Below are 10,134 nucleotides of genomic sequence, written 5' to 3' on the forward strand. Positions count from 1 at the left end.
GACCTGCAGGTCGAGCCGCCCGGCGGCGTGACCGCCGAGCCGGACGACCACGGCCTCGGGCGCTCGCGCGGCGGCCTGACCACCAAGCTCCACCTGGCCGTCGAGCAAGGGCAGAAGCCCATTCGATCGTGATCACGGCCGGGCAGCGAGGCGACTCCCGCAGTTCGAGCCGGTCCTGAGCAGGATCCGCGTCGCCCGCATGAGTTCGGGCCGACCCGCCACCCGGCCCAACCGGGTCCGCACCGATAAAGCGTACGCCTCCCGGATGAACCGCGCCTACCTGCGCAAGCGCGGCATCCGCTGCACCATCCCGGACAAGGCCGACCAGGCTCTCAACCGCAAGAAGCGCGGCCCGCGCGGCAGCCGCCCGCCGAAGATCGACTATCGCGAGCGGCACGCGGTTGAGTGCGGCATCAATCGCCTCAAGCGCCACAGGGCCGTGGCCACAAGGTATGACAAGCTCGCGGTCCGCTATGAGGCGACCGTACTCGTCGCAGCCATCAACGAGTGGCTGCGATCCGCCGCTCCCACGGCTGAGGACCAGCGAGTCAGCTTCCGTGGGGCAGTTGGGCCAGGGCCTTGAGCATCTGCTTCCAGGCATCATCAGAAGCATGCACGTCATAGCTTTCGGGGCGGTCCTCGCACAGGAAGCCATGCTCGGCCTGGGGGTAATCGATCAGTTCATGTCGTACCCCGGTCTGCTGGAGACGCTGGCCCAGGCGCTCCCACTCATCTGCGGAGATCAGGAAGTCCTGTCCGCCGACGATACCGAGCAGCGTGGTGTTGTGTTCGGCGATGGCGGCTGCGCCTGTGAGTGTCAGGGGCGGTTCGGGCTCGGCCAACGGGATGCCCCCGTCCAGGGTCCAGCCGCCGTAGCAGCTGATGACCGTGTCCAGCGGCAAGTGGGTGGCAGCCAGGATGCCCAGGTGGCCGCCCAGGGAGAAGCCGACAAACGCACGAGCAGGACCGGCGCCCAGTGCGACGCCCGCGGTGAGGGCTGCCTCGGTGTCGGCAGTAACCCCCTCGCGCGTCAGATGGCCCAGCAGCCGGAAACCTTCCTTGCGCCCGTGATCGTCATACCCCAGGTCGGCACGGCGAGCCTGACGCCAGTAGAAGTCCGGTGCGATAGCCGCGTAGCCGGCTGCTGCGAGGCGCTCGCACACCTTCTGCACCCAGGCCGTAACGCCGAACAGCTCCATGCCAACCACCACGGTCGCGACAGGAGCCCCCGCGGACGGAGCAGCGGCATAGACATCCGACCCCTCGGGCAAACGCATCCAACGAGCAGAAACCGGCACAAGATTCGACATGAGTATCCCCCGAACAAGCAAGCGATGAACACCCAGGGTGCGGCCACGGGCGCCTCAGGCTAACCCGGGTGGCTTGAGACGCCGCCACCACCCCACACACTTCCGATACAGGCCCTGACCCCGTGGTGTTCGCGACGGTCGCAGACCGCGCACCTAGGCATGTGCGCCTTTCGCGATGGAGGGTGATCGCGTTATGACCACCCCGCCCCCGGAGAACGCTGGAGGTCGTCTCCTCGCTTCTGAGGAAACGGCCTCCGACCTGCGTGAAACGTTGGTCGGGACGACAGGATTTGAACCTGCGACCCCTTGACCCCCAGTCAAGTGCGCTACCAAGCTGCGCCACGTCCCGATGCCCGTCTGACCTGGGGATTCCACAGGCCATTCGTGCATGAGGACCATACCAGGGGGACTACACGTCCTTGGGTTCATGCTTGTTGAGGGAATCTCGGCGGGAACTCAGGGGGTGTGACCGGCGGTCCAGGGCGGCTCAGGATACGGGTTCGGCTCCTCTGGTTGAGGTTATGCCGGATGCAGGGTCGTGCTGGCGGATGGGTACGGACTGCGGACGAGGCGGAACAGCCTTTCGCCGGGTGTGCGGGGCGACCGCGTCGGGCTGGCAGCTGCGAGGTGACGTCGGGTGGCAGGTCTGCCGGTGCGCGCTCAGAACAGGGCCAGGCCCTCGCCGCTGGTGTCCGCGATGACTGGCCGGGACTGCGCAGGGAGGTCGTCCAAGCGGTCAGGACCGGCTGCGGCGGCCACGGCAGGGGCCGTCTCGGCCAGCCAGACACGAAAACGCTCGATGGCTTCGCGGTAGGGGACTTGCGCCAGGACACGGTGCTCGCCGGAGGGGCAGAAGTCGACGGCGACAGTGAGCAGGCAGGAACGGGGCGCGTTCTGACTGCCCGTCCAGGACACGCGCAGGACACCGCAGGGCTTGCGCCCGCGGGGGGCGCGGTGGGTCGGGCGCAGCGATCGACAGGCTATGTGGGCGGTCCATGCGGCGAGGTGCGGCAGGGGCAGGGTGGTGCGTGCACGGCAGCCAGGGCAGCGGTGCCAGTGGCGAAGCCAGGCGTCGCTGTCGGTGTCGAAGAGGCGTGTGTAGCGGTTCGCCACGCGGATGTCGTTGCTGTACAGGTGATCGGGGCGTTCCTGTGTGTTGCAGGACTGGCAGACCGGGGCGCGGACGTATCCGTGTTCGTGGCAGTGGTCCAGGACGGCGGCGGGCGCAGTGCGGCAGACGGCGCACGCCCACCCAGCCACCCTGCGGGAGATACCGGGCTTCCTGCTGAGCACCGAGTACAGCTGGCCCTCCAGCTCCGTGTTGTACGGGCGCAGCGAGGCGGTGGGGCCCTCGGGGCTCGTCCTCCGCCGACCGTCGGCGTCTGGTGCCTGCCGGCGGTGGGGAAGCGGCTCAGCGAAGGCTGCGCGTGCCCGGCGGGTCCGCGCGGCTTGCACCCACTGCGCTTCGGCATGCTCGGCCGCGTCCAGCAGCCTGACCACAGCGCGCGGCAGCCACCACGTCCGCTGCGTCCCGTCGCGGGCCTGCTCCACGAGTATCTGCCGCCAGTCGATCCCCGCCAGATGATACGGCCGGCCGACTTCACGTCCTGCTGTGCGCCCGGGGCCGCCCAGCTCCTGCAGTTCCCGCGTGATGCGCCGGCGCCAACGCAGCGGCGTTTCCTCGTTGCACTCCTGCCCCGGCGCCCCACGAAACGGACCGATGCGGACCAGGTCCTGCCGGTCCATCCCCACCGCGTTCAGTTCCGCGGCCGCCCGGCGCACCTCAGCCTCCGGGACACTCCACTGACCGCCGCTCGCCCTCACCGTCGCCACCACATGGCCGCCGAGCAGGACGTACCCCACCCGTGCACGGGCAGGAGAGCAGGTGAAGGCCCCGGAAGCCGTCGGCACCGCACTGCCAGCCGTCAGATCGACCCACAGAGCATCCGCGGCAACCAGGGTGATCAGGCCGTCCGTGCGACCGGGCATGACACGCTCCGACATACCGACAGGCTAACGGCCCGCAACGCGGCAACGGGTCTCCGACGCTGACGTGCGGAAGAGTACTCGACGGGGCTTGCCCCAGACAGGGCCGCGAACGACGCCTCACTGCACAAGCGTTCTGGATTGTCCCTCATAGTGATCAGCAAGGTGGCAGCACTGTCCGGGGCGATACCCACCGGGACAAGCAACTGTGGGAAGTGGCGCTCCATCAGCTCGGCCAGGCGCCGCTCCAAGTCCTGAATCTGACCGGTCAGCTGCCCGATCCGCTGAGCCAACAGACACAGGGCGACGCGCGTGGCCTGCTCCACGGCCTCCCCCTCACCGTCGCCACCCTCACCTTCATCGAACTGCGCACATACGCGGACCAGGGCCGGAGTCCTCAAAGCGGTCAGCTGCTCGCGCAGGTCGGGATCTGCGGTGACCAGAACGGCCTTGAGCGCTGCGCCGGGACTGAGACACTTCGGTCAGAAATATCATGAGTCAGACCCCAGGCTCGGGACAGCACTTGCCTATCCTCCCCGCCCCTCACAACACATGGCCCCTGTGTTCAAACTCGATCGTCAAGCGCAGCCATTCGACAGCCGACGCCCGGTGCCGACTGGACGTGTGAGTACAACAACAGCAGCTACGCGTGTCTCGACGCGCCCACTTGACGATCCACCCAACTCCGTTGCCAGAGCGGGGATGGGGGATCGCCCAACGCGGAGCGACCCTGCGCTTGCAGGGCCGCCCGCTTGGAATGAGACTCTCGAGGCTGCAGCGGGCGCCACCGTGCCGGCCACGTGAACCAGTTCTCGGCGGCGTAGGGCCCGCACCATACTCCGCTCCCAGAAGCCGCTCCACGAAGATCCTTGAGGGCAAGTGGTCATCGGCTCGAACGGCGGCGGCCTGGCCTACATGTGAACCCCTCCCACCTGGCCTGGTCACCTTCTACGACAGCATCGGCGACATCACCTGGGCGGACGTCGGCAACGGCTACTTCACATCACCGTGAGACCAGGCACGTAGCTGGACCCACGGTGACCGCACCACAGTTCATCAGGGCCGGCAGGACGGCCGGACGCTGAGCAGCTCGGTCCGCAGCACGGGCGTGCCGTCGACAGGCGCCGGGTCCTGCGTGGTTGGCTCGATACCGCCAGCAGCGATCTTGTCGAGCGTCTCCAGGCCGGCGGTACCGACCGTGCCGAACACCGTGTAGTTCGGCCGCAGCGCGGAGTCGCCGTAGACGACGAAGAACTGCGAACCGTTCGTGTTCGGCCCGGCGTTGGCCATCGCCAGCAAACCGCGCCCGTAAAGGCGACGGACGCCGGTCGGATCGCTCGGTGCCGGCGGCAGGTCCACCGGCAGCTCGTCCTTGTACTCGTACCCCGGCCCACCCTCGCCAGTGCTGGTCGGGTCGCCACACTGCAGGACCTTCAGCGTCGGATACGCCGTCAGCCGATGGCACACCGTGCGGTCGTAGAACCAGTGTCGCGCCAGGTGCACGAAGCTCTGGACCGTGCACGGCGCCTTCGCCCGGTCCAGACGCAGCGGGAGCGGGCCCTGGCTGGTCCGGACAGCCATATCGACCGTGCCGTGACTGGGGGTGTGCCGCGGGTCGGGCGGCAGGGGAACCGGCCGCGCCGCCGGCTCGTCCGGGGTCTGGGTGTACTGGCAAGGACCGTGGGTGGTTCGCGGCGGGTCATCGGAAGCGGAGGCGGTGGTGCTACCCCCGGACGCGACCAACGCTGCTGCCGCCAATGCGGTCATGAGAGCTCGGTTCATCCTGCACACCCTCCAAAAGATCGCCAGATTTCGGAGCGGTCGCAGTCTAAAGCGCGGCCCGGCGGGCGAGAACCCGCCCGCAAGCCACATCCGCCTCCCAGCCTTCGGCCCGCGGCCGCAGGCCACTTCGTCCGGATGCGGCACAGCGTCGGCTGGCCGATCAGGGGCGTCCACCCGGTGCACGACGGATGCTCCCCGAACCCGGTCGAGCGGCCTCCCCAGCCCACGCAGAGGCCCCCACCGAAACACTTCCGTTCTAGTGGTCGTCGCAACATCCCAGCGGGGCCTCTGTGTGTCACACAAGCCCCTATGACGAGGGCCAACGCCACGGCACGTTGGCCCCGACGAATCTCCATGCGGTGTGCGCGGTGTAATCAGACTTCGCCGCCCTCGTCCCACCCACATTCAGTGCAACGGACTCCCGCGTACATGTCGTCTCGGGCGTGATCAACAGCGCTCCAGCCTTCCAACTTCGAACTTGGAGCTCCGCACCGGGGACATCCAACGGTGACGCCGAACCCTTGGAAGTACCTGTATTCGAGTCCGGACTCCTCAACCGTCCGCTGCATCGTCTTTAGGGTGACGGCGATCTCACTGGTAGGTATATCTCGGTGTCGTCCCGTATCCCGATGGGGTTGGTCCGACCGCGAAGCAACGGCCTCGGGCAAGCAAGTACCGTTCGAGGGTGCCAAGTTGTTCACGCAAGGGATGGCGCCACGGGCGCAACCGGGCCGGGGCATCCGCTGGAATCAGGCAATGCCTGGCCGGCGCTGGGCGTCGCGGCGTCCGATGAGGAACCAGAGCAGGCTCCCGAGGTAGGGGGCCATGAGGGCGAAAGCGCCCCAGGCCAGCTTCATGCCTCCGGTGAGGCCGGACCTGACGATGCTGAGCAGGGCACCGAAGTAGAACGCGAGAGCGCCGAGGCCCACCGCGGCTCCTGCGCAGGTGATCATGATGTTGCCCGTAGAGGCAAGGGCCAACTGGTGTGCGAGCTGTGCCTGCATCGTTCATTCCTCTTGCTGGTGGGGGGATTCTCAGAGCCGCCGGTCGGGCGGCCTCGGTTGGTGGCAGTCGGGCTGTTCCAGGGGGCCGACTGCGTCATGGGCGAGCCCCTGTCATGAGAGGCGCCAAGCGGACCTGAGCAGATAGACGCCGGCGGCGACCGGGAGTGCCGGGACGGCCAGGAGGACGGGGGTGAACGCTCCGAGGCCGAAGTTGAGCGTGCCCGCGGGGACCACCCACAGCGCCACCGCGAACAGCGGCGGAACGAGGGCGGCCGCCGTTGCGATCGCCTTGTCCCGGTTGCGCCACTGCGGCGCCCTCCACAGCCACCAGATCACGCCGATCAGGGCGGGGACGCCCAGCAGGGGCGCGAAGACCGTCAGGAGGCCGGTCGCCGCCAGCAGTGCCAGCAGGGCGAGGGTGCGTCCTCGGCTCACCTGTGGAGCGGGGAGTTCGTCGCCGAGTGCGGTGGCCGCGATGGTGCGCGGGTCGCCGAGGCGTGTGAGCACGGTGCGGATCTCGTCGTCGCCGGATGCGGACGCTTCCGCGAGGGCCACGGCGATGTGCTCCTCCAGGTCGGCCAGCAGCTCGTTGCGGCGTTCCGGGCTGAGGCCGGCCGTTTCACGCGCCACGGCGGCCAGGTAACTCTTCACCAGCGGGTGCTCGGTGATCGTCACGGTGGTCTCCTGTCAGTCGGTGATGAAGTGGTCGACCGCGTCACGGAAGTGCGGCCAGATGGCGGTGAACTCCTTCAGCGCCGCGTGCCCTGCAGGCGTCAGCTCGTAGTAGCGCCGTGGGGGCCCGCTGGGGGACTCCTGCCAGCGGGTCTCCACCAGTCCGTCACGGCGCAGCCGCGACAGCAAGGGGTAGATGGTCCCCTGGCTGGTGACCATGACGTTCACCGCGCCGAGGGTTTCGAGCAGCTCCACGCCGTAGCGCGGGCCCTCCCGCAGGATCGCAAGCACGCAGTACTCCAGCACTCCCTTGCGGAGCTGGCTCTCCGCCTTGCCCGCGACGGGCTTACCTGCGATGTCGGGTTCCATGCATTGCACAGTACCTGGCCATCTCTTGAAGTCCAAAGGTGATGTCGGTGGGGTCCGGTATGCGGCACCCACGCTCAAATCCCGCCGCCTGGGACACCCACAGGGACACCGCCGCCCCTCCCTGATTACCGCCCGGCTGCAACCTGGCCGAACCGTGCGAGAACGTGCGAATTCAAGTTGGTGGAGGCTCGCTACAACGTGCCACCTCGCCTCGCGTGCCCAGCGGACATCGGCTCACCCACGCGGACAGCTCACGATGCGGGACACGAGGCGACAGCACGGTAAAGCGTCGCAGACGCCGCCGGGTCGGTTTGCCCAGGTCATCCGGCAGCGCGTCGACTACCCGGCCAACGATGTCAGACAAGCCGCTGAACGGCCGGGCCGCCGTACGTCGGCCCCGCCCTTCACGTATGAGCGCGGATCCGGCGCCGCACTCTGCGGGTCGTCCCCTGGGGGCATCCCGGTCGTGCCGGTGCGGTCGCGGAAGGCGCTCGCTGCACCCCCTCCGGGCTGGGCCGCCCCTTACGCGGCCTTGAGCCGCTTCACCCAGGTGATCGGGCTGCTGCTGCCGGGGGCCTGGATGTAGGCCCGTGCCGGGATGGCTATGAGGTGCTCCTGGTTGTCGCTGGTGTCGAGGTCGCGGATGACGATGTAGCCGCTGTAGGTGGCGCCGTTGGCCCGGCCCTCCAGATAGCCCTTCTTTCCCTGAGGCACGTTGATCTCGATATCCGATTCCCGGGTGCTCTGCACCTTGGTGGTCGAGGTGGTGGAGTAGCTGTAGGTGAAGCTGGCCTCACCGCCGGCCGATACTCCGTCGCCGCTGATGCTGGGCGTGATCTTGCCGCCCACCTGCCAGCCTTCGGTCGTGCTCTGCTCATCGGCCACGGACGCCGTGACCTTGTAGGTGAGCTTGCCCTCGCCGGTGAGACCGTCGCTGGCCCCCCGCTGCGGGTACTTCTCCTCGAGCTTCCCGACGAACATGCAGGGTGCCGCCTGCCCGAACGACGAGCTCTGTGAATCTTTGTTGGCCATGTTGCAGTACTGCTCGGCGCTCAGTCCGCCGGACAGCATGCCGTCCTTGGTGTTCTGGCGGACTTCGGTGCCGTTGGGCTTCTCCGTCTGGGACTCGGCCCCGGGGCCGGCCCAGCCGTCGGCCAGGTGCTTGGCACTCTCCCGCAGCGGCGCGGAGTTCTTCTCGTCGGCCGCGTACTGCCGCGCAGCCTCTTGGGCGTCCTTGACGGCCTGTTCGGGGTCGTAGGTGCCCTTCACGTCCGCCAGGGTGATGGCCTTGACGTTGCCGTCCTTGTCCTTCTCCAGCCCGGCCGGGTAGCCCATCGAGGATTCCGAGGAGTTGACCGGATCCGTCTTGTCCAGCGAGGCGAGGACGTCCTGATCGGACTCGTAGGTCCCGTCGGCGACCGTCGCGGGCTGACCGTCGTCGGCGAGAGCGGGGGTCTGGGTGCCGATCAGGGATATGCCGGTGAGGAACGCGGTGGCCAGTGCCCCGGCCACCACACTGCCGTTGCGTCGACCCGGAGTGGGGTTGGCCTGCAGTTGTGTTGACACACGGTCTCCTTTACTCGTCGGGTATTGGACCCTTGGGGCCGCGCCGATTCGTGGGGGGACTACACCCACCCGCACCTGCGATGCCGGGTACCTTGCACTGCACAGTACCTGGTTATGTCCAGACGGCCAAGGGTGATGTTGAAGCGGTCCGGCATACGGCCGCGCGCGCCGAAGCCCCGCCACCTGGGACGCCTACGAGGACGACGCCCGTCCTCCCCGGTCACCGCCCGTCTGCACCGGGCCGAGCCCATGGGAGAAAGGGGCCACCACCATCGAAGCCGGGGTGGTACTTGTCCGCCGACAGGTCCCACTCGCGGTCCGTCCGGCGGCAGCCCGACAACGAGGGCTTCTGGTCGGGCGATGTCATGGCGAGGCTGGGATCAGTCCGGTCTCGGCGATGAAGCCGTCGAGCACGTCGGGCCGGTACTGCATGCGTTTCAGGCGAGTACGGGTCAGGGCTGCGAGTTCGTCGATACTGCAGGGGGCGAGGTTGCCCAGGCTGTCCTTCAGATGCGCCCACACGCCCTCGGCCGGATTGAGGTCGGGTGCGCAGGTGGGGAAACGGAAGACGGTGAGCCACTGACGGGCTTCGATCAGCTCGCGCATGGCGGCATCGAGGTGATGGGTGTAGTTGTCCCACACCAGACAAGGTTGCCGCCGAGCTGCTGGTGGGTGTCATCAAGTAACGCCGCGAAGTCCCTCTCCCGGAAGCCTCTTTTCTCATCTTTACGGCCGTGGTGCACCAGCATTCGGTAGATCAGCCGCGTGCGCCGGCCGGCCCGGCGGCACACCAGACCGGCCAGCGAGATGCGTCCCGAACCCGCGGCCCTGACCGTGACCACGGGCGTGTGTCCGCGCCGGGACCAGGTCCGTGCCTTCGGCGGCCTCAGGAGTCGCCCCGACTCGTCCGCGAAGCACAGCCAGGCGTCCTGGTCCCTTACCGTCTTTCCACCCGCGGCCACGTCTTCTTGATCCAGCCGGACACCGCGTCCTCGTCGCGCTCAGCGGCCCGGCGCGCCGGGACCTGCACGGTCCAGCCCATTTGGCGCAGGATGCGCCAGGTCTGCGCCGGGCTGAACCGTACGTGGAAGCGCCGCGCGATCACCCTGGCCACCCGGGCCAGGGTCCACCGCTGGTCCTCCACCCAGCCGTGGACGGTCGGCCCCTTCTCCGGCTCGGCGGCCAGCCAGACCCGCCAGCCGGGCTTCATCCGGGACGGCCGCCCGGACAGCCCTTTGGAACGCAGGGCTTCCACTCCGCCCTCCCGCCAGCGGGCGTCCCAGGCATAGGCGGACTTACGGGAGACGCGAAATCGCCCCGCGACCTGTGCTGGTGCCACCCCTTGCGCGAATAACTCGGCGGCCTCGAACCGTACTCGCTCCCGCTGAGCCCGCTGCTTCGCGGTCAGACCACCCCCATCGGGATATCGCATGACACCGGGATAC

Annotated in this window: 9 protein-coding genes, 1 tRNA gene and 2 pseudogenes; 2 read left to right on the plus strand and 10 right to left on the minus strand. The window is 68.3% G+C overall.

Annotated elements, in window-relative coordinates:
- Positions 1-514: pseudogene (locus AQI88_RS41760) on the plus strand (IS5 family transposase); the annotation flags it as partial.
- A gap of 34 nt (positions 515-548) precedes the next feature.
- On the opposite strand, the gene AQI88_RS41765 reads toward AQI88_RS41760, so the two are convergent.
- The 4 genes from AQI88_RS41765 to AQI88_RS48360 all read right to left on the minus strand — a co-directional run bounded on the left by AQI88_RS41765 (position 549) and on the right by AQI88_RS48360 (position 3,523).
- A complete protein-coding gene (locus AQI88_RS41765) occupies positions 549-1,199 on the minus strand; it encodes a dienelactone hydrolase family protein (RefSeq protein ID WP_244184639.1) in 651 nt (216 codons plus the stop codon).
- A 383-nt stretch (positions 1,200-1,582) separates the two neighbouring features.
- Positions 1,583-1,659: transfer RNA gene (locus AQI88_RS41770), tRNA-Pro, on the minus strand.
- 311 nt (positions 1,660-1,970) lie between these two features.
- Complete coding sequence (locus AQI88_RS41775; RefSeq protein ID WP_067011018.1) at positions 1,971-3,314, minus strand: endonuclease domain-containing protein; 1,344 nt, start codon at positions 3,312-3,314, stop codon at positions 1,971-1,973.
- Positions 3,275-3,523, minus strand: a complete 249-nt coding sequence (locus tag AQI88_RS48360; protein WP_279616605.1) for a transposase — start codon at positions 3,521-3,523, stop codon at positions 3,275-3,277. Before AQI88_RS48360 ends, AQI88_RS41775 begins: the two co-directional genes overlap by 40 nt.
- Here AQI88_RS48360 and AQI88_RS46950 point away from each other — a divergent pair.
- Positions 3,512-3,793 carry a hypothetical protein gene (locus AQI88_RS46950; RefSeq protein ID WP_167357518.1) on the plus strand — a complete coding sequence of 94 codons (282 nt, stop codon included), beginning with the start codon at positions 3,512-3,514 and terminating at the stop codon, positions 3,791-3,793. The two genes, AQI88_RS48360 and AQI88_RS46950, sit on opposite strands and share 12 nt — an antisense overlap.
- A 559-nt stretch (positions 3,794-4,352) precedes the next feature.
- Here AQI88_RS46950 and AQI88_RS41785 read toward each other — a convergent pair.
- The 6 genes and pseudogenes from AQI88_RS41785 to AQI88_RS49250 all read right to left on the minus strand — a co-directional run bounded on the left by AQI88_RS41785 (position 4,353) and on the right by AQI88_RS49250 (position 10,121).
- Positions 4,353-5,063, minus strand: a complete 711-nt coding sequence (locus AQI88_RS41785) for a peptidylprolyl isomerase (protein ID WP_244184640.1) — start codon at positions 5,061-5,063, stop codon at positions 4,353-4,355.
- A 764-nt stretch (positions 5,064-5,827) separates the two neighbouring features.
- A complete protein-coding gene (locus AQI88_RS41790) occupies positions 5,828-6,082 on the minus strand; it encodes a PLD nuclease N-terminal domain-containing protein (protein WP_067011022.1) in 255 nt (84 codons plus the stop codon).
- A gap of 111 nt (positions 6,083-6,193) precedes the next feature.
- Positions 6,194-6,757 (minus strand): HAAS signaling domain-containing protein, encoded by a 564-nt coding sequence (locus tag AQI88_RS41795; RefSeq protein ID WP_067011024.1) that lies wholly within the window; start codon positions 6,755-6,757, stop codon positions 6,194-6,196.
- Positions 6,758-6,769: 12 nt separating this feature from the next.
- Positions 6,770-7,123 (minus strand): PadR family transcriptional regulator, encoded by a 354-nt coding sequence (locus AQI88_RS41800; protein WP_067011026.1) that lies wholly within the window; start codon positions 7,121-7,123, stop codon positions 6,770-6,772.
- A gap of 522 nt (positions 7,124-7,645) precedes the next feature.
- Positions 7,646-8,689, minus strand: coding sequence for a hypothetical protein (locus tag AQI88_RS41805; protein WP_159050572.1), 1,044 nt, complete (start codon positions 8,687-8,689; stop codon positions 7,646-7,648).
- Between the two features lie 363 nt (positions 8,690-9,052).
- Positions 9,053-10,121, minus strand: a pseudogene (locus AQI88_RS49250) (IS630 family transposase).
- Positions 10,122-10,134: the final 13 nt, after the last annotated feature.

Source organism: Streptomyces cellostaticus (assembly GCF_001513965.1).
Lineage (GTDB): Bacteria > Actinomycetota > Actinomycetes > Streptomycetales > Streptomycetaceae > Streptomyces > Streptomyces cellostaticus.

Bases quoted from the DNA above. Each gene is read 5' to 3' on its own strand.
- AQI88_RS41790 (WP_067011022.1), bottom strand. From the start codon at position 6,082: ATGCAGGCACAGCTCGCACACCAGTTGGCCCTTGCCTCTACGGGCAAC.
- AQI88_RS41800 (WP_067011026.1), bottom strand. From the start codon at position 7,123: ATGGAACCCGACATCGCAGGTAAGCCCGTCGCGGGCAAGGCGGAGAGC.
- AQI88_RS48360 (WP_279616605.1), bottom strand. From the start codon at position 3,523: ATGGAGCGCCACTTCCCACAGTTGCTTGTCCCGGTGGGTATCGCCCCG.
- AQI88_RS41785 (WP_244184640.1), bottom strand. From the start codon at position 5,063: ATGACCGCATTGGCGGCAGCAGCGTTGGTCGCGTCCGGGGGTAGCACC.
- AQI88_RS41765 (WP_244184639.1), bottom strand. From the start codon at position 1,199: ATGGAGCTGTTCGGCGTTACGGCCTGGGTGCAGAAGGTGTGCGAGCGC.
- AQI88_RS41775 (WP_067011018.1), bottom strand. From the start codon at position 3,314: ATGTCGGAGCGTGTCATGCCCGGTCGCACGGACGGCCTGATCACCCTG.